Origin of the sequence: Bradyrhizobium sp. F1.4.3, assembly GCF_040548375.1 — a bacterium.
Classification (GTDB): Bacteria; Pseudomonadota; Alphaproteobacteria; order Rhizobiales; family Xanthobacteraceae; genus Bradyrhizobium.
The window spans coordinates 147,321-164,096 of sequence record NZ_JBEPRN010000003.1 but is presented as its reverse complement, the minus strand read 5'-3'; the positions used below and the strand labels follow the sequence as shown (position 1 = coordinate 164,096).

Annotated in this window: 19 protein-coding genes and 1 pseudogene; 14 read left to right on the top strand and 6 right to left on the bottom strand. The window is 64.2% G+C overall.

The window, feature by feature from the left end; genetic code table 11:
* Positions 1-37: 37 nt before the first annotated feature.
* Positions 38-778, top strand: coding sequence for a polysaccharide biosynthesis/export family protein (locus ABIB73_RS12800; RefSeq protein ID WP_354224555.1), 741 nt, complete (start codon positions 38-40; stop codon positions 776-778).
* 160 nt (positions 779-938) lie between these two features.
* Here the strand turns inward: ABIB73_RS12800 and ABIB73_RS12795 are convergent, their stop codons facing one another.
* From ABIB73_RS12795 to ABIB73_RS12785, 3 genes are all read right to left on the bottom strand, one after another.
* Complete coding sequence (locus tag ABIB73_RS12795; protein ID WP_354224553.1) at positions 939-1,613, bottom strand: dienelactone hydrolase family protein; 675 nt, start codon at positions 1,611-1,613, stop codon at positions 939-941.
* 180 nt (positions 1,614-1,793) lie between these two features.
* Positions 1,794-2,141, bottom strand: a complete 348-nt coding sequence (locus ABIB73_RS12790; protein WP_354224551.1) for a hypothetical protein — start codon at positions 2,139-2,141, stop codon at positions 1,794-1,796.
* 24 nt (positions 2,142-2,165) lie between these two features.
* A complete protein-coding gene (locus ABIB73_RS12785; protein WP_354224549.1) occupies positions 2,166-2,930 on the bottom strand; it encodes an alpha/beta fold hydrolase in 765 nt (254 codons plus the stop codon).
* 313 nt (positions 2,931-3,243) lie between these two features.
* On the opposite strand from ABIB73_RS12785, the gene ABIB73_RS12780 reads away from it, so the two are divergent.
* From ABIB73_RS12780 to ABIB73_RS12770, 3 genes are all read left to right on the top strand, one after another.
* Positions 3,244-3,735: a (2Fe-2S)-binding protein gene (locus tag ABIB73_RS12780; RefSeq protein WP_038965172.1), complete on the top strand. Its 492-nt coding sequence runs from the start codon at positions 3,244-3,246 to the stop codon at positions 3,733-3,735.
* On the top strand, positions 3,732-6,017 hold the full coding sequence (locus ABIB73_RS12775) for a xanthine dehydrogenase family protein molybdopterin-binding subunit (RefSeq protein ID WP_354224547.1): 2,286 nt from the start codon (positions 3,732-3,734) through the stop codon (positions 6,015-6,017). Before ABIB73_RS12780 ends, ABIB73_RS12775 begins: the two co-directional genes overlap by 4 nt.
* A 267-nt stretch (positions 6,018-6,284) precedes the next feature.
* Positions 6,285-7,379: an HD-GYP domain-containing protein gene (locus ABIB73_RS12770; protein WP_354224545.1), complete on the top strand. Its 1,095-nt coding sequence runs from the start codon at positions 6,285-6,287 to the stop codon at positions 7,377-7,379.
* Between the two features lie 74 nt (positions 7,380-7,453).
* Here the strand turns inward: ABIB73_RS12770 and ABIB73_RS12765 are convergent, their stop codons facing one another.
* Together ABIB73_RS12765 and ABIB73_RS12760 are read right to left on the bottom strand one after the other, a co-directional pair.
* Positions 7,454-9,037 (bottom strand): AMP-binding protein, encoded by a 1,584-nt coding sequence (locus ABIB73_RS12765; RefSeq protein ID WP_354224543.1) that lies wholly within the window; start codon positions 9,035-9,037, stop codon positions 7,454-7,456.
* 245 nt (positions 9,038-9,282) lie between these two features.
* Positions 9,283-9,693: a VOC family protein gene (locus ABIB73_RS12760; protein WP_354224541.1), complete on the bottom strand. Its 411-nt coding sequence runs from the start codon at positions 9,691-9,693 to the stop codon at positions 9,283-9,285.
* A 126-nt stretch (positions 9,694-9,819) separates the two neighbouring features.
* Between ABIB73_RS12760 and ABIB73_RS12755 the strand changes: the two genes are divergently transcribed.
* From ABIB73_RS12755 to ABIB73_RS12730, 6 genes are all read left to right on the top strand, one after another.
* The gene (locus ABIB73_RS12755; protein WP_354224540.1) at positions 9,820-10,794 is read left to right on the top strand and encodes a Bug family tripartite tricarboxylate transporter substrate binding protein; all 975 of its coding nucleotides are present in this window, start codon (positions 9,820-9,822) and stop codon (positions 10,792-10,794) included.
* 150 nt (positions 10,795-10,944) lie between these two features.
* Positions 10,945-11,223: a DUF3551 domain-containing protein gene (locus ABIB73_RS12750; protein WP_354224538.1), complete on the top strand. Its 279-nt coding sequence runs from the start codon at positions 10,945-10,947 to the stop codon at positions 11,221-11,223.
* A 138-nt stretch (positions 11,224-11,361) separates the two neighbouring features.
* On the top strand, positions 11,362-11,640 hold the full coding sequence (locus tag ABIB73_RS12745) for a DUF3551 domain-containing protein (protein WP_354224536.1): 279 nt from the start codon (positions 11,362-11,364) through the stop codon (positions 11,638-11,640).
* Between the two features lie 52 nt (positions 11,641-11,692).
* Positions 11,693-12,157 (top strand): ArsR/SmtB family transcription factor, encoded by a 465-nt coding sequence (locus ABIB73_RS12740; RefSeq protein WP_354224534.1) that lies wholly within the window; start codon positions 11,693-11,695, stop codon positions 12,155-12,157.
* Positions 12,070-12,501 (top strand): SRPBCC family protein, encoded by a 432-nt coding sequence (locus ABIB73_RS12735; protein WP_354224967.1) that lies wholly within the window; start codon positions 12,070-12,072, stop codon positions 12,499-12,501. Before ABIB73_RS12740 ends, ABIB73_RS12735 begins: the two co-directional genes overlap by 88 nt.
* Before the next feature lie 20 nt (positions 12,502-12,521).
* The gene (locus tag ABIB73_RS12730) at positions 12,522-13,259 is read left to right on the top strand and encodes a DUF899 domain-containing protein (RefSeq protein WP_354224532.1); all 738 of its coding nucleotides are present in this window, start codon (positions 12,522-12,524) and stop codon (positions 13,257-13,259) included.
* Between the two features lie 133 nt (positions 13,260-13,392).
* Here the strand turns inward: ABIB73_RS12730 and ABIB73_RS12725 are convergent, their stop codons facing one another.
* Positions 13,393-14,634, bottom strand: coding sequence for a S1C family serine protease (locus ABIB73_RS12725; RefSeq protein WP_354224530.1), 1,242 nt, complete (start codon positions 14,632-14,634; stop codon positions 13,393-13,395).
* Positions 14,635-14,834: 200 nt separating this feature from the next.
* On the opposite strand from ABIB73_RS12725, the gene ABIB73_RS12720 reads away from it, so the two are divergent.
* The 4 genes and pseudogenes from ABIB73_RS12720 to ABIB73_RS37600 all read left to right on the top strand — a co-directional run.
* Positions 14,835-15,452: a hypothetical protein gene (locus ABIB73_RS12720; protein ID WP_354224528.1), complete on the top strand. Its 618-nt coding sequence runs from the start codon at positions 14,835-14,837 to the stop codon at positions 15,450-15,452.
* Positions 15,439-15,813 (top strand): transcriptional regulator, encoded by a 375-nt coding sequence (locus tag ABIB73_RS12715; RefSeq protein WP_354224526.1) that lies wholly within the window; start codon positions 15,439-15,441, stop codon positions 15,811-15,813. Before ABIB73_RS12720 ends, ABIB73_RS12715 begins: the two co-directional genes overlap by 14 nt.
* Before the next feature lie 29 nt (positions 15,814-15,842).
* Positions 15,843-16,583: a di-trans,poly-cis-decaprenylcistransferase gene (locus ABIB73_RS12710; RefSeq protein WP_354224525.1), complete on the top strand. Its 741-nt coding sequence runs from the start codon at positions 15,843-15,845 to the stop codon at positions 16,581-16,583.
* 37 nt (positions 16,584-16,620) lie between these two features.
* Positions 16,621-16,707: pseudogene (locus tag ABIB73_RS37600) on the top strand (GNAT family N-acetyltransferase); the annotation flags it as partial.
* Positions 16,708-16,776 lie beyond the last annotated feature (69 nt).

The window sequence follows — 16,776 nt, the reverse complement described above, 5'->3', positions numbered from 1 at the left end:
CATCACTGGAGCTGTCTCGTTCTCGGGGATGGCTCCGGTGCCGGTTGCACGCGCGTTTCGATGGTCGGTCCTGGCAGCGTCCGTCGCGCTGACCCTTGGCGGCTGCATGCAGACCGCCGGCCCCGTCGCGATGGTGCAGCCGCGCCCCGATCTCGACTCCATGGCCTATGGCCAGCCCTACAGCGCTCCTCAGCCGGTCGTCGTTGCCGGCAGTGGCGGCGCCGTCGCCGCGCTGCGCAATTCCTTTGCCTCGAGTCCCGCGCCCACGCCGGTCGCCTACGCCGCGCCGATGGGAGTGCCAGCGCCGGTCCGCTACGACGCCTCCTATCATCTCGATGCCGGCGACAAGCTGCGCGTCGTGATCTACGGCCAGGAAGGTCTCACCAACGGCTACGCCATCGATGCCGGCGGCTCCATCACCATGCCGCTGATCGGTGCGGTGCCGGCGCGCGGCCGGACCACGGCCGGGCTCGCCGGTGAGATCGCCGCGCGCCTGCGCAACGGCTACATCCGCGAGCCCTCGGTGGCCGTGGAGATCGAATCCTATCGCCCGTTCTTTATTCTCGGCGAAGTCGCGGCCCCCGGCCAATATCCTTACGTGCCCAACATGTCCGTCGAGAGCGCGGTCGCGATCGCCGGCGGCTTCTCGCCGCGCGCCAAGCGCGACGTGGTGACCGTCACCCACACCGAAGCCGGCGGCTCCATGCGCGCCGTCGTGCCGCTCGGCACGCCCGTCAGCCCCGGCGACACCGTGTTCGTCGGTGAGCGCTGGTTCTAAAGAATCTCTCCTCTCGTCATTCCGGGGCGCGACGCAGTCGCGAGCCCGGAATCCATTTCGCCTCTAACTCTGCGGCGCAATGGATTCTCTGATGCGCAATTGCGCATCACAGCCTGCGCCTGTCGGCGCATCCCGGAATGACGGCGGTGAGTGTGGCGAACTACTTCGTCAAATGCTTCGCGAAAAATTCCAGGCTGCGCGGCCAGGCGATGTCGGAGCTGGCCTTGTCGTAGCTCGGCCGCTCGTCGCAATGGAAGCCGTGCTGGGCGCCCGGATAGATGAAGATTTCGACGTCCGGCCGCTTCGCCTTGACGGTCTCGACGTCGGTCAGGGGAATGCCGGCATCCTTCTCGCCGAAATGCAGTTGCGTCGGCACCTTCGGTGTCTCGTCGGCGAAGCGCACGACTGCGCCGCCATAATAGCCGATCGCAGCCTTCAGGCCCGAGAGCCGCGTCGCCGCGACAAAGGCGACGCTGCCGCCGAGGCAAAAGCCGATGATGCCGACCGGGCCAACCTTCTTCACCGCATCGATCGCGGCCTGGGTGTCACGCAGCATCGCCGCCCAATCGGGGTTAGCGACGAACTTGCGCGCCTCCGCGATCTCATCGGGTGTGTAGCCCGACTGGAAGCCGGGCGAGGTCCGGTCGAAGATCGACGGCGCAATTGCGACATAGCCATCGCTTGCGAGGCGGTCGCAGACCGAGCGGATGTGATGGTTGACCCCAAAAATCTCCTGGATCACCACCACCGCGCCCTTCGGGCTGCCGCCGGGATCGGCGCGATAGGCGCCAAGCTGGAAATTGTCGGAAGCCGTCAGTTTGATGTCTTGTCCCACGCGGGTTGTCCTTTTTAGTTGGTCGTCGATCAAAATTCCGCTTCCGCTCCTCATCCTGAGGAGCGCGCTCTTGCGCGCGTCTCGGAGGATCGAGGCCCGTGACGCCTCAGCCGGGCGTTCATCCTTCGAGACGCTTGCTTTGCAAGCTCCTCAGGATGAGGGGGGCGGTAGGGGCCGCTCTCACTCCCACATCCAGTTCTCGCCGTAATCCTCCTTCCATCCTGCCAGCCGTCCGTGGCGGAATTGCAGGAACAGGCGGTGGCGGTAGGGGATCAATCCGCTGCCGCCGAGGTTGCGAAGAGCCAGGTAGATCTCGTTGCCCGGACGCCCGCGGACATATTGCAGGGGCTGCCCTAACGCCTGCGCGGTCTGCTGCGCGTCCATCCCGAAAGCGAGCGGCGTGTTGTTCGACAAGGTCGCGGCGAAGGGCCGGCGTGGCGGCATCGTGCCGAATTGCTCGGCCTGCACTGACGCTGCGATCGAGAGAAGCATTGCTCCTGCGCCAGCAGCCAACATTGCTCGCTTCATTGCCTTCATCCCCGTCTCACCGGCCTATCCCGGCAAGTTCTTCAGGAAAGGCACCACCGCGTCAACAAAAGCCTGCGGTTGATCGATGTTGACGGCGTGTCCGGCGGCGGGGATCACGAATTTTTGTGCGCCGGGGATTTTTGCGGCCATGTAGTCGGACGCCGCGAGGAACGGCGTGTCGTCGGCGCCGACCACGATCAGCGACGGCACCTTGATATCGGGCAACAGTTCGATCACGCGCGCATCGCGCTGGGTCAGCATGCCGCGCGCGGCCAGCGCCAGGCCCCTGGCGTTGCGATGGCTGGCGGTGGCACGCTCGCGGGTCGCCGCCTTCAGCATGTCGAGGCCTTCACGATCGAGCCTGTCGGCGGTGCCGAGCGCACGTGCGTTCCAGGCCTCGCGCGCGTCGTCCTTCTTGAAGCCGGGGCCGGTGTCGATGATGAGCAGCGCGCGGGCGCGCTCTGGATGCGCGCGATAGAAGGCGAGCGACATGTAGCCGCCGAGCGACAGCCCGCCGATGATGGCGCGCTCCGAGCCGACCGCATCGAGGATCGCCGCCATGTCGCCGACCGTGAGCGCTTCGCTATAGGCGTTGGCATCGTCGGGATAATCGGACTGGCCATGGCCGCGCATGTCCCACAGCACGAGCGTGTGGTCCTTCGCGAGCGCGTCGATCTGGCCATGCCACATCGCCGAGGTCGAGGAATAACCGTGGGTGAGCAGCAGTGGCGGACCCTCGCCGTGAACTTCGTAGTAGATCCCGACGCCGTCCCGATCGATCCTTGGCATTCCACCCACCCTTATTGTTCTGCTTCGCCTTCATCCTAACCCGCAGGGTTACTCGGAGGAAACCGTCGCGGTCGCGATGGCATGCATGCCTGACGTGACGTCTGCGGCATTCCGTTGCGTTCAGTGGCTGCACCGTTGTCGCAACGCACAACGAGCAGTCGCCGAGATAGTTTCGATCGATTCCAAATTGCATTTGCCTCTGCGCGCGAACGCGATCATTCTTGCTATCAAGGCTGGCGCCGGTCCGGTGGGCGTCCGCCACACAAGTGTTGCCGCCGTAAGCGGCTTCATGCACCGGCAGGGGAAGACGCCTATGCCAACGCTCACCATCAACGGGCGGAGTCTGTCCGTGGATGCGGCAAACGACACGCCGCTCCTTTGGGCCATCCGCGAGCAATTGCAGATGACCGGCACCAAGTTCGGCTGCGGTGCCGGCCTGTGCGGTGCCTGCACCGTGCACGTCAACGGCGAAGCCGTGCGCTCGTGCCAGACCATGGTCGGCGATGTCGCCGGCAAGAAGATCACAACCATCGAGGGCCTCTCCGCCAAGGGTGATCATCCCTTGCAGAAGGCGTGGATCGCCGAGCAGGTGCCGCAATGCGGCTACTGCCAGTCCGGGCAGATCATGCAGGCGGCCTCGCTGCTGGCGAAGAATGCCAATCCGACCAAGGAAGAGGTCGTTGCGCATATGGACGGCAATCTCTGCCGTTGCATGACCTATTCGCGGATCCAGAAGGCGATCATGCGCGCAGCCACCGAAATGCGCACCGCATCCGCCTCCGGCAACGAACGGAGGCCCACATGAATAAGCACATCAAGAGCGTTACACCCGAGATGACCGATCTCAGCCGCCGCTCGTTCCTCGTCGGCACCGCGGCGACCGGCCTCGTGCTCGGTTATGCCGGCGTGCCCGGCATCGATCAGGCGCTTGCCGCCGCTCCCGCCAATTTCGAGCCAAGCGTCTGGTATGCGATCGCACCGGACGGTCTCGTCACCGTGACCTGCGGCAAGGCCGATATGGGTCAGCACATCGCCTCCACCATGGCGCAGATCGTCTGCGAGGAGCTGGGCGCGAAATGGAGCGACATGCGCGTGTCGCTTGCCTCCAACGATCCAAAATTCAACGACCCCGTGCTAGGGGCGCAGATCACCGGCGGAAGCTGGTCGACCATGATGAATTTTGACGCGATGAGCCGGGCGGGTGCTGCCGGACGGATGGCGTTGACGGAGGGTGCGGCGGCCGCAATGGGCGTTCCGGCGTCCGAGCTCGTGGTGCGCGATTCCGTGATTGCGCATCCGAAGTCGAAGAAGCAGATGTCGTTCGCCGATGTCGTCAAGAGCGGCAAGGCGACGAAAACCTTCACGCCGGACGAGCTGAAGGCGATCAAGCTGAAGACGCCGGATCAATATAGCATGATCGGCGTGTCGGTGCCGCAGCTCGACATCCCCTCCAAGACCAACGGCACGGCCAAGTATGGCATCGACGTCATGATCCCGGGCATGGCCTATGGCGCGGTGGTCACGCCGCCGGTGCGCTTCGGCGCTACGGTGAAATCGGTCGATGACAGCGCCGCGAAGAAGGTGCCGGGCTTCATCAAGGCCGTCACGCTCGACGACAAGACGCAAACGACAACCGGCTGGGTCGTCGCGGTGGCCAACACCTATGCCAACGCCAAGAAGGCGGCCGAAGCGCTCAAGATCGCCTATGACGGCGGTCCGAACGCAAAGCTGTCGAGCCAGTCGCTGCTCGATGAGGCCAGGCGGCTTCAGAAGCTCGACGATTCTGGCCAGTTCTTCGTCAAGGACGGCGATCCCGCAGCCGCGCTTGGTTCGGCGGCGAAGGTGGTGGAGGCCGAGTACACCACCAGCATCAATATTCACGCGCCGATGGAGCCGATGAACGCCACCGCGGAGTTCAAGGGCGACATCCTGCACATCTATTCCGGCAACCAGTTCGCGACGCGCTCCGGCGCGATCGCGGCGGGTGCCGCCGGGATCGATCCGAAGTTCGTGGTGATGCACCAGATGTGGCTCGGCGGCGGCTTTGGCCGCAGGCTGGATGCCGACATGATGGTGCCGGCGGTGCAGGCGGCGAAGGCGATCGGCAAGCCGGTCAAGGTGATCTACACGCGCGAGAACGACATGACGATGGATTTCTCGCGTCCGCTCACTTACCAGAAAGTAAAGGCCGGCGTGGACGGCGACGGCAAGCTCGTCGCGCTCAGCCACGACGTGGTCTCGGCGTGGCCGACCCAGCGCTGGGGAATCCCCGATTTCCTGACGCCCTCGGTCGACAAGAAGGGTCCGCTTGATTCCTTCACGGTGAACGGTGCGGACTTCTTCTACACCGTGCCCAACCATCATGTGCGGGCGATCAAGAACGAGATGGCACACAACGCCACGCCGTCCGGCCAGCTTCGCTCGGTGGCGCCGGGCTGGACCTTCTGGGCCGTCGAAAGCATGATCGACGAGATCGCGGCTGCGACCAACCAGGACCCGGCGCAATTCCGCATCGCGCTGCTCGACGGCAAGGGCAAGAACGACGGCGGCGCGCAGCGGCTGCGCAACACGCTGCTCGCCGCGATGGGCCTCGCCGGTTACGGCACCAAGAAGCTGCCGAAAGGCGAGGGCATGGGCGTTGCCTGCGTGTCGTCGCAGGAGCGCGCGACCGCAAGCTGGACCGCCTGCGTCGCCCATGTTGCGGTGGCGCCGTCAGGCGAGGTGACCGTGAAGAAGCTCACGGTCGCAACCGACGTCGGCACCCAGGTGCATCCTGACAACATCCGCGCCCAGGTCGAGGGCGCGGCGCTGTGGGGCCTGTCGCTGGCGATGTACGAGAAGGCGACGCTGAAGGACGGTGGCATCGAACAGACCAATTTCGACAGCTACACGCCCTTGCGCATGAGCCAGGTGCCCGAGGTTGCGGTCGCCGTGATCGCCAATGGCGAAAAGGCCACGGGCGTCGGCGAACCCGCGGTGACGGTGATTGCGCCTGCCATCGGCAACGCCATCTTCAACGCCTCCGGCGCCCGCGTGCGGGCGCTGCCGATCACGGCCGAAGCCGTCAAGGGCGCGATGAAGGCGTAAGGCTGAGCAGGATTGCAAGGTAAGATGATCCGCCGGAGGGCAGCCTCCGGCGGATTTTTTTGTTGCAGAAAACCCAGTCTTTGCAACGGCCCGACTACTGTGCATGGGGTTGTTTTCGGCATTTTTGCCGGGATCCGGCCAGCCTCCGAAAAATCCCTAAAACTCTATCAACTCCCGCAGGGTTCCATTGAGCACGCCTCTTAAGGGCCGGAGAACCTGATCCGGCTTAGGCTGACGCCAAATCAGTCCCGTGCTTTTGGGGAAGCCATGAACGCCTCAGCGAAACCTGCCGCCAAACGCCAGCTTCTGCTGGCCTCGGATCGCAGCGACCAAAGCAGCGAGCTCGCCAGCATCTTGAAGGCGGTCGGCGACGTCGCGTCGGTCTCGACCCAGGAGATTCCCGAGCAGCCGTCGCGTGGTCTCTCCGGCCTCGTCGTCGACATCAACCTGCGCTCGCCCGAAAGCGTGCAGCGGGTGCGCAACAAGCTGCGCGGCGATGCCTATCGTTCGATGCCGCGGCTGTTCGTGCTCGCGGACTCACTTCATCACGGCACCATGCAGGCCTGGGCGCTGGGCGCCACCGACACCATCTCGCGGCCGCTTCAGCCCGACGCAATCCTCCAGCGCATCCGCGCGGCGTTTCCCGACACCGCGACCTATGACGCGACCGATCGCGGCAAGACGCTCAATCGCGGCGTCGAGGCGGCGCATGCGGTGCTGAAGAAGATGTTCGAGAAGCTGCCGCTCGGCGTGCCCCTGACCTTCGACGATGTGATCGCCGCCGAGAGCAAGATCCTGAAAGCGATCAAGCACTCTTCGCTGCGCGAGTGGCTTACCGCCGTCGGCTGCCACCATGTCGGCAGCTATCGTCACTGCCTGTTCGTCACCGGCTTTGCGGTCTCCTTCGCCCAGCATCTCGGCATGCGCGAGGACGATCAGCGCCGGCTGACCCGCGCTGCGCTCCTGCACGACGTCGGCAAGGCCTTCGTTCCGTCCGTGCTGCTCGACAAGCCCGGCAAGCTGACCGACGAGGAGTTGGACGAGGTCCGCCAGCATCCCCGTCGCGGCTATGACGCGCTCGCGGCCCAGGGCGGCTTCCCGCCGGAGATGCTGGACGTGGTGCTGCATCACCACGAATTCCTCGACGGCTCGGGCTATCCGAACGGGCTCTCGTCGAACCAGATCAGCGATATCGTCCGGCTCACCACCATCGTCGACATCTATGCCGCGCTGGTGGAGAAGCGCGCCTACCGCATGCCCTTCACCCACTCCCGCGCCTTCACGATGATGGAAGGCATGGGCGGCAAGCTCGATCAGCAGCTGTTGCAGGCGTTCCGGCCGGTGGCGCTGGGATCGTTCTGAGTAATTCGCCGCTACTGCTCTAGCGGCGCTCGCGCCACATCTCCAGTGTCGTCCCGATCTTCGCCGGGACGACGTTACGACCCCACCATCTTCCGCAACTCCGCCTTCGCCACCTTCTCCAGCGTCGAGCGCGGCATATCGTCGACGAACCTTATCTCGCGCGGCACCTTGAAGTCCGCGAGACCGGCGCAGCAGGCGGTCATCACGGCCTCGTGCAGATCGGGACGCGCACCAGCGACGCCGCCGTGCGGGATGATGAAGACGACCGGCACCTCGTCCAGCATCGGATGCTTCTTCGCCACCACGGCGGCCTCGCGCACGCCGGGGACCACGGCGATGACCTGCTCGATCTCGGAGGCCGCGACGTTCTCGCCGCCGACCTTCAGCATGTCCTTGGCGCGGTCGCCAAACTTGATGAAGCCGTTCTCCAGCAGCGTGACGCGGTCGCCGGTGATGAAAAAGCCGTGCTCGTCAAAGCTTTCGCGCGTCGCCTTTTCATTGTGGAGGTATTCGGCGAACAGCGACAGGCCGGGAATGCCCTTGATCGAGAGATTGCCGGTGTCGCCGACCTGGGTCGGCCGTCCATCGTCGTCGATGATGCGGATCTGATATTCGCCCGCGGCGCGGCCGATCGACATCGGGATGTTGGGCTGGTCGACTTCGCCGACGATGCCGTGGGTGATGGTCTCGGTCATGCCCCACCAGCCGATGATCTTGACGCCGAAGGCAGCGAAGGCCGGCGGCTCGTTGATTGCGGTGCCCCACAGGCGGAATTTGTGGTCGTTCGGGATCTCCTGCTCGAGCAGCGCCTTCATGCAGAACGGAATGGTCGAGGTCCAGGTCGAGCCGTGCTCGCACGCGACGCGCCAGAACCGGCTTGCCGAGAAGCGCGGCTGGATCACGCAAGTCGCGCCGACCCACAGTGCTGCAAGCATGGAGTAAGCCAGCGCATTGGTGTGGAACAGCGGCAGATAGGTCTGGTGCACGTCGCTGGCGTGCAAATCCTCGTGCGCGGCGTTGATCTTGGCGCCCCATAGCGCGTTGGCGTGGGTCCAGAGCACCGCCTTCGGGCGCGATGTCGTGCCGGAGGTATATTGCACGCTGCACGGCGCCAGCGGATCGGTCGCGCGCCTGGGACGGTCGGCGCTGTCGGCGAACAGCGACTCGAAGCTGTCACCGCGTGAGATGGCTTGCGCAGGTGCTGCGCCCGCATCGTGCGAAGTCACCGCCATCCAGCGCAAATTGCGGCAGTGCCTTGCGACGATCTCCGCATAGGCCGGCTGCGTGATGGCGGCGACCGCGCCGCAATGATCCGCGAAATATTCGATCTCGGCCGGCGCAGAGCGGGTGTTGGTGGTGACTGCAATTGCCCCGAGCTCGACACAGGCAAACCAGGCCAGCATCGCCTCGATGCAATTGTCGAGATGAATGAGCACATATTCGCCGGGCTTGATGCCGCGCTTGGCAAGCCCCGCCGCGAGCGCGCCGACCCGCTCGTGAAATTCGCCATAGCTCCAGCGCCGCGCCGGCGCGTCGAACGGCGCCCAGATCAGGAAGGGATGATCGCGGCGCGCCTCGGCCCGCATCCCGAGCAGCCAGGGCACGTCCAGCCCTTCAAACGGACCTACGATTCCGGCGGGCGCTTGTGAGTTCGGCATATGTCCTCCCGTGCAGCCTGCATCTTGATGGCGGCTGTCTTCAGATTATTGCGTCTTCCTGCCATCGGATGGCGCGGGGAGCAAATCGGAGGACACGGCATGCCGTGTGGTGCGTGCACTCTCCTCCGTCATGGCCGGGCTTGACGCGGCCATCCACGCCTTGAGGCACGGCAAGAACGCAGATGCCCGGGACAAGCCCGGGCATGACGACGGAGTGCGTGGTTGGCAGCGGCGCCCTTGCGGCCTCAATCTTCGTATGACGAAATCTCGATCAGGCTGCCATCCGGATCCCGGCAATAGACCGAGCGCAGCGTGCCGCGGGCGCCTTGCTTGGGAACCGGACCTTCCTCGATCGCGACGCCATGTGCCTTCAAATGCGCCACCACCTCGTCGGGTGTCGCCGCGGTGAGGAAGCACAGATCCTCGCTGCCGGCGGTCTGGTGGTCGGCGGTGAACCATTCCACCTTGTCGGCATCGCGCGGGCGGACGTTGATCTTCTGTTGACCAAATTGAAGCGACGTCCGCGGCGCTTTGCCGCCGCCGGGGTCGAACACCTTGACTTCCATGCCAAGGATTTTGCGGTACCACTCGGAGGTCACGGCGACGTCGGCGACGTTGATCACGAGATGATCGAGGCCCACGACCTTGATAGGCATGCCTTATCCTTTCGTCGCCATGTGCGGTGCGCACTTTCCGCGTGCGGCCCGCTTTGTTACAACGCCGCTGACGCCACTATCAAGACATCTGGCTTTCAAGAACAACACGTTGGGAGAACCCTTGAGATGATCACTCGCCGTTCCGCGCTGGGCCTGCTCGCCGCCAGTCCGCTTGCAGCAACCCCGCTGTCGAAGGCCTTTGCCGCGGATTATCCGTCCCGGCCGGTGAAGTTCGTGGTCGGCTATCCGCCGGGCGGTGCCACCGATATTTTGGCGCGGCTGATCGGCCAACGGCTGTCGGAGCGGCTCGGCCAGCAATTCGTGATCGAGAACAAGCCGGGCGCCGGCAACAATATCGGCACCGAATCCGTTATCAATGCCGAGCCCGACGGCTACACCGTGCTGCTGGTCAATCCGGCCAACTACATCAACGCCACGCTCTACGCCAACCTCAAGTTCAACTTCGTCCGCGACATCGCGCCGATCGCCTCGTTCCAGCGCGTGCCGAACGTGATGACCGTCAACAAGGACGTCCCGGCCAAGACCGTCGCCGAGTTCATCGACTACGTGAAGGCCAATCCCGGCAAGGTGAACATGGCTTCCTCCGGCAACGGCACCTCGGTGCATCTGTCCGGCGAGATGTTCATGGCGCTGACCGGCTGCAAGATGCAGCACGTGCCCTATCGAGGTGCTGCGCCCGCGATCACCGACATGCTTGGCGGTCAGGTCCAGGTGATCTTCGACAACATGCCCTCGATCATCCAGCACATCCGTTCAGGCAGCTTGCGTGCGCTCGGCGTCACCACCGCGCAGCGCTCGCCGCAACTGCCTGACGTGCCTGCGATCGGCGAGACTGTGAAAGACTACGAGGCGAGCGCGCTGTTCGGCATGGGCGCGCCGAAGAACATGCCAAGGGACATGATCGCCAAGCTCAACAATGAGATCAACACGCTCATGAAGGAGCCCGACATGACCAAGCGCTTGGTCGAGCTCGGCGGTGATCCGCTGGTGCAGGCGCCTGAGGCTTTCGGCGAGGAGATCAAGGCCGAGACCGAGAAGTGGAAGAAGGTCGTCGATTTCGCCGGGCTGAAGGTCGAGTAGCGATCTTGTGATGACCGGGATTGGAGCCCTGCCGTTCGGCAAGGCTTTTTTCTTGTGTGCCTTGTCTGGTTGACATGGAATAAAACGGCGCGGCGAAACCTAATACTGGATAGCGCCGTATCTCATGCCACAAACAAAGGAGTTGGGATCATGCGCAAGATGCAATTGGCGCTGCTGACGCTGGGTGCGACGGTCCTTGCCGGTTTCGTCAACGTCACGCCCGCCGCCGCCCGCGACTATCCCTGGTGCGCCCAGGGCGGCGAGTATGACTATCCCGGCGAATGTGCCTACAGCACCTATGAACAATGCCAGGCCAGCGTCTCCGGCCGGCTGCTGTACTGTGGTCCCAATCCGCTTGTCGCCTACGGTCAGGTGCAGCAGCCGCAACCGCATCCTCGGCGGAGGATCCGTCATCCCGTGCCGTATTGACGCTGATCGAGCCAGCCGTATCGACAGGCCTTCGTGTGCGGCCAGCGATAGCCGCATCGATTTCAATGAGGCTGCTCCGGAATAAACAGGCCTGCCGAAACCTGACTCTATGCGTGAGGCGTATCGCGCGCGGCAAGCATGGGAGGTCAGGTCATGCACACAACGCAACTGGCACTCGGCGTCATAGGCCTGGCGGTGCTCGCCGGCACGTGTCCGGCACGGGCGGACTATGATTATCCGTGGTGCATCACTGATTCCGAATATGGTTATCCCGGCGACTGCTCGTATCAAACCCGTCAGCAGTGCCTCCTGAGCGCGTCGGGCCGCAAGGGCTATTGCGGCGAAAATCCTCGCTTCATCCTGAGAGGCCCACCGCAACAGCCCGCGCCACGCGGGCGGCGTGTTTCACCGAACTAGTCGCGTCAAGTTCCCCCTTGACGCTTTCAGCTTTGCGCCTATACTAAACCTTATGGTTAAGTATCAAGACGAGACGCTCGACCGGACGTTTGCGGCGCTGTCCGACCCCACCCGCCGCGCGTTGCTTGCGCGGCTCGGCGAGCAGGACACCCTGTCGGTGAGCGAACTGGCCTCGCCGTTCTCTATCTCGCTGCCGGCGGTCATGAAGCATCTCGACGTGCTCTCGGATGCCGGCCTGATCGTGCGGGAGAAGAACGGGCGCACGGTCGCCTGCCGGCTCACTGCGCAGCCGATGGAGCAGGCGATGAACTGGCTCAATCGCTATGCGCAGTTCTGGTCCGATAATCTCGATCGTCTCGCCGCCTTTGTGGAGAAAGATCCATGGCCAACGCAGCCGTCAACGCCGAGCCTCGCAGCGCCGTATCCCCAATCGAACGTCCAAGCCTCACGCTCACGCGCCGGCTCCGCGCGCGGCCGGAAAAAGTCTACGCCGCCTGGACGCAAGCCGAGCAGCTAGCGCAATGGTTCGGCCCGCCGAACATGAAGCCGGCGACGCTGAACGCCGAGCTCGATGTCCGCACCGGCGGCCGCTACCGCCTCAGCTTCACGCGCGATGACGGCGAATATTTCGAGGCCGGCGGGATCTATCGCGAGGTCGTGCCGAACGAGCGGCTGGTTTTTACCTGGGCCTGGCACTCGACGCCGGAGCGCGAATCGCTGGTGACGATCACGTTGAAACCCGACAATGCCGGCACGCTGATGATCTTCCATCACGCGCAGTTCGTCGATGAGACCGCACGCGACAACCACCAGCGCGGCTGGAGTTCGTTCTTCGACAAGCTCGACGCTTTCATCGCCTGATCCCGTCAAAGGAGGAAACGATGCAACAACATCCGATCGTCTCGCGCGAGCAATGGATCGCAGCGCGCAAAGCCCATCTGGCGCAGGAGAAGCAGCTCTCCCAGGCGCGCGAACGCCTTGCCGAGGAGCGCCGTGCGCTGCCCTGGGTAAAGGTCGACAAGAATTACGTGTTCGACGGACCGAACGGCGAGGTTACGCTCGGCGATCTCTTCAAGGGACGCCCGCAGCTCGTGGTCCAGCACGTGATGTTCGCGCCGGACTGGGACGCGGCGTGCAAGAGCTGCTCGTTCTGGGCCGACGGTTTCGAGCGCATGGTGCCGCACCTCGCCGCGCGCGACACCACCATGGTCGCGGTGTCGCTGGCGCCGGTCGCGAAGCTCGAGGCCTTCAGGAAGCGGATGGGCTGGACCTTCGACTGGGTCTCGTCAGGCAGCAACGACTTCAACTTCGACTACGAAGTCTCGTTCACGCGGGAGCAGATCGACAAGGGCGTGCCGAAGTACAATTTCGGCACCACGCCGTTCTATGGCCCCGAGTTACCTGGCATCAGCGTGTTCTACCGCAACGAGGCCGGCGAGATTTTTCACACCTATTCCTGCTTCGCCCGCGGCCTGGACATGATGAACGCCGCCTATCAGTACCTCGACCTCACGCCGCTCGGCCGTCACGAGGACGGCTTGCCCTATCCGATGGACTGGGTGCGGCTACGCGATCAATACGAACCGGTGGCGACGAAGGCGTCGTGTTGCGACGGGTGAGGGGACCGGCACGCTTCGTCGCTTGCCTGCCGCGAACTCACACCATCACCGTCGCCCTTCGAGGCCCTCCGCGCGGCGCACTGCGCCGCACGGTTCGCGCCTCAGGATGACGGATTCAGTGGTACCGTCTTTACTACCGCTTCGCGTCGGCCTGCTCCGTCCCGTTGCACGAGATCAGCATCGTATAGGCCCGCGCGTTGCCGGCGATGTCGGTGGTCTTGAGCTCGCCCCTCGGCTCAGCGGTCTGATAGGGCACCACGGAATTGTCGAGGAAGTCGCGCAGTGCGCCGGTCTTGATCGCAAAGTTGATGTTTTCAGGGATGTTGCCGGTTGCTGCGGCGATCCGGAGCCCGTCCAGCTTTCCCGTGACCACGCCTACGATCTGCCCGGTCGTGTCGAACAAGGGGCCGCCGCTATTGCCGGGCTGAACCGCCGCGCTGATTTGCAGGAAGCGCGAGTCGTTTCGCAGACCGCTGAGCGAGCTCACGATGCCGGTCGTCACCGTGAAATCCGAGGTCAGCAGCCCGTGGAAGGGAAAGCCGATCGCCACGACGGAATCGCCGGAGCGGATCGAGCGGTCGCGGATCCGGGCAAAATCCCTGAATGTCGTCGTCGACGGCGCCTGCAACAAAGCGAGATCGTTGTTGGCATCGCTCGACACCACGCGCAACACCATCGCGGCCTCACCGGTGAGATTGCCCTTGATATCGCTGCAACCGTCGATCACATGGTTGTTGGTGACGATGTGCCCGTTGGCGCTGACCACGAAGCCGGTGCCGCTCTTGGACTTGGCGGGCTTGCTCGCCGGCGGTGACGCCCGCTTGTCCGCTGCGGCTGCCGGCTTCGCCGCGCCTTTGGTGAAATCACTGGCCTTGCCGAGCCCGTCGGCTTTCACTCTGGTGACGCAATTGGCCAATGCCGCGATCACGGGCCCGGTCGAGGTCAGGTCGAAATTCAGGACGGTACGGCCGCTCGTTGCGACCATCAGGCTTGCCTTCTGAAACGTTCGTACCACGTTCGCAGGCATGACGGAGGTGAGCATGTTCGGCTGATTGGCCGTGGCGAACAGCCTGGCCTGCTCCTGTCCGTCGAAGATGACGTCGATCGCGGCGTTCTCACCCTGTTTGAAGCGGTAGCTGGGACTTGCAAAGCTCAGCGTCCAAGAGCCGGCAGCGTTCTGGCCCACGATAAGAATGACGCCATTCGCGTAGGGCGTCGTAGCGGCGCAATGGGAGAAGGCACCTGTCTCGTCATTGCTGAAGGCGCCTCCGATCCAGTTGCCGACATTGACCGAGCCGAACGGCCCTGCGGAATTCGCCACTCCGGCGACACTCACCTGCAATAAAGCCGCAACGACAAATGACTTAAGCCACATACCTGCCCCCCGGAATACTTTTGGATGCATCTTATCTGCGGGAGCAGGGGCCGCGCAACCGGCAGTTGTTCATCCGGATCGGGCCTCCTTCGGGCGATTTCAGTCTTGCCATTACTTTGCGATGCGATATGCTTTGCGATACAAAGTGACTGGATAAGCTGGTCCGTAAGCTTGGGCGGAGCGAGGATTTGGCGTTGCCGATGCGCGATCTTGACAAGGCGCTGGCCGACATCGTGACGATCCGCAGCCAGATTGCGGCCGGCACCGCGTTCCGCGGCTACGGTCCGGCGACGATGGCTGCGACCGGCGCGGTCGCGCTTGTCACCGCGATCCTGCAATTCTGGCTGCTCGGGGATCCCACAAGCGAGCCGCTCAGCTTCTTTTTCGGCTGGTTCATGGCCGCCGCGCTCTCCGGCCTGATGATCTGGATCGAGATGCGCGCGCGCTCGCGCCGTCATCATTCCGGCCTTGCTGACGCCATGATCCATCAGGCGGTCGAACAGTTCCTCCCCGCCGGCGTCGCCGGCGTGCTGCTTGCGGTGGTGATGTGGAAATTCGCCGCCGACACGCTGTGGCTGCTGCCGGGGCTGTGGCAGATCCTGATATCGCTCGGCATTTTCGCGTCCGTCCGTTCGCTGCCGCGCAGCGTGGCGTTCACCGGGGCCTGGTACTTCATCTCGGGCTTTGCGGTGGTGGTGCTGGCGAGCGGGACTCACACGCTGTCGCCATGGACCATGGGGCTGCCCTTCGTGATCGGCCAGTCGGTGATGGCGGCCATTCTGTATTTCGCGTCCGGAGACCATGATGTCGAAGATTGACAGCGCGCCTTTTTCCTATGAAGGGCTCGACCGCGTGATCCACGAGAAGGCGAGGCTCGGGCTGCTGACCTCGCTGATGGCGCATCCCAAAGGGCTGGCATTCGCCGATCTCAAGCAGCTCTGCGGCCTCACCGACGGCAATCTCAGCCGGCACCTTGCCGTGCTCCAGGAGGCCGGCCTCGTCGAGGTGACCAAGGGCTACGAGGGCAACCGCCCGCACACCACCTGCCGCCTGACCAAGAGCGGCCGACGCCGTTTCCTCGATTATCTCGTCGTGCTCGAGCGTCTGGTGCGCGACGCCGCCAAGGCCGCCGGCCGCGAGGCGCCGCCGCTCGGACGCCTCGGCATCCTTTCGACCTGATCGCCCCCTTTTTGACTGGAGACTTTGCGATGCAAAGTGACGTCACGTCCCACAACGAGAAGCTTCACGTCGGCATCATCATGGACGGCAACGGCCGATGGGCAACGCGGCGCGGATTGTCGCGCCTGCGCGGCCACGAGGCCGGTGTCGAGGCGATCCGCCGCATCGTCGAGGTCGCGCCCAAGCAGGGCATCGGCACGCTGACGCTCTACGCGTTCTCGACCGACAATTGGCGCAGGCCCAAGGCCGAAGTCGCCGCGCTGATGACGCTGCTGCGCTTCTATCTCGCCAACGAGGTGCAGAGCCTGGTCAAGAACGGCGTGCGCCTCTCCGTGATCGGCCGCCGCGATCGCCTGCCGGATGGCATCGCCAATGCCATCGCGCGCGCCGAGGAGGCCACCGCGCATGGCGGCACGCTGCACCTGCGCATCGCCGTCGACTATTCCGCGCGTGACGCCATCCTCAATGCCGCGGCGAAGGCCGCCGCGTTGACCAACCTCACCCGCGAAGCGTTCTCGCAGCTCGTCACCGGCGAGCCAGGTTTGCGCGACGCCGATCTCATCATCCGCACCAGCGGCGAGAAGCGGCTGTCGGACTTCCTGTTGTGGGAAGGCGCCTATGCCGAGTTGCACTTCACCGAGCGGATGTGGCCTGAATTCGATGCGGCCGATCTCGCCGAGGCCTTGGCCTCCTTCCACGGTCGCGAGCGTCGCTTCGGCGGCTTGCAGGCGATCATGCCCGAGGAAGTGCCGTCACTCTCTCGTGTGTGACGCGCGGCACGGACAAGCGAGCTGTTCGCTTTCAGCCGCACCAACGAACGCTGAAATGCGCCTTGCGAAGGCGAGATTTGAGGATACCGGTCTCGGGGACTGGCAGTCGGTTCACCTGGCATAGCGCCTGTCGCCAGAATTGGGCTTGCCGAAAACTTGAGCAGGCCTGCGGCGCGCTCGAAAACCGCTGCAT

Coding starts and splice junctions, on each gene's coding strand:
- ABIB73_RS12755 (WP_354224540.1), top strand. CDS start 9,820: ATGATCACTCGCCGTTCCGCGCTGGGCCTGCTCGCCGCCAGTCCGCTT.
- ABIB73_RS12785 (WP_354224549.1), bottom strand. CDS start 2,930: ATGCCAAGGATCGATCGGGACGGCGTCGGGATCTACTACGAAGTTCAC.
- ABIB73_RS12775 (WP_354224547.1), top strand. CDS start 3,732: ATGAATAAGCACATCAAGAGCGTTACACCCGAGATGACCGATCTCAGC.
- ABIB73_RS12790 (WP_354224551.1), bottom strand. CDS start 2,141: ATGAAGCGAGCAATGTTGGCTGCTGGCGCAGGAGCAATGCTTCTCTCG.
- ABIB73_RS12745 (WP_354224536.1), top strand. CDS start 11,362: ATGGGAGGTCAGGTCATGCACACAACGCAACTGGCACTCGGCGTCATA.
- ABIB73_RS12710 (WP_354224525.1), top strand. CDS start 15,843: ATGCAAAGTGACGTCACGTCCCACAACGAGAAGCTTCACGTCGGCATC.
- ABIB73_RS12750 (WP_354224538.1), top strand. CDS start 10,945: ATGCGCAAGATGCAATTGGCGCTGCTGACGCTGGGTGCGACGGTCCTT.
- ABIB73_RS12715 (WP_354224526.1), top strand. CDS start 15,439: ATGTCGAAGATTGACAGCGCGCCTTTTTCCTATGAAGGGCTCGACCGC.
- ABIB73_RS12740 (WP_354224534.1), top strand. CDS start 11,693: ATGGTTAAGTATCAAGACGAGACGCTCGACCGGACGTTTGCGGCGCTG.
- ABIB73_RS12770 (WP_354224545.1), top strand. CDS start 6,285: ATGAACGCCTCAGCGAAACCTGCCGCCAAACGCCAGCTTCTGCTGGCC.
- ABIB73_RS12730 (WP_354224532.1), top strand. CDS start 12,522: ATGCAACAACATCCGATCGTCTCGCGCGAGCAATGGATCGCAGCGCGC.
- ABIB73_RS12720 (WP_354224528.1), top strand. CDS start 14,835: ATGCGCGATCTTGACAAGGCGCTGGCCGACATCGTGACGATCCGCAGC.
- ABIB73_RS12765 (WP_354224543.1), bottom strand. CDS start 9,037: ATGCCGAACTCACAAGCGCCCGCCGGAATCGTAGGTCCGTTTGAAGGG.
- ABIB73_RS12760 (WP_354224541.1), bottom strand. CDS start 9,693: ATGCCTATCAAGGTCGTGGGCCTCGATCATCTCGTGATCAACGTCGCC.
- ABIB73_RS12725 (WP_354224530.1), bottom strand. CDS start 14,634: ATGTGGCTTAAGTCATTTGTCGTTGCGGCTTTATTGCAGGTGAGTGTC.
- ABIB73_RS12780 (WP_038965172.1), top strand. CDS start 3,244: ATGCCAACGCTCACCATCAACGGGCGGAGTCTGTCCGTGGATGCGGCA.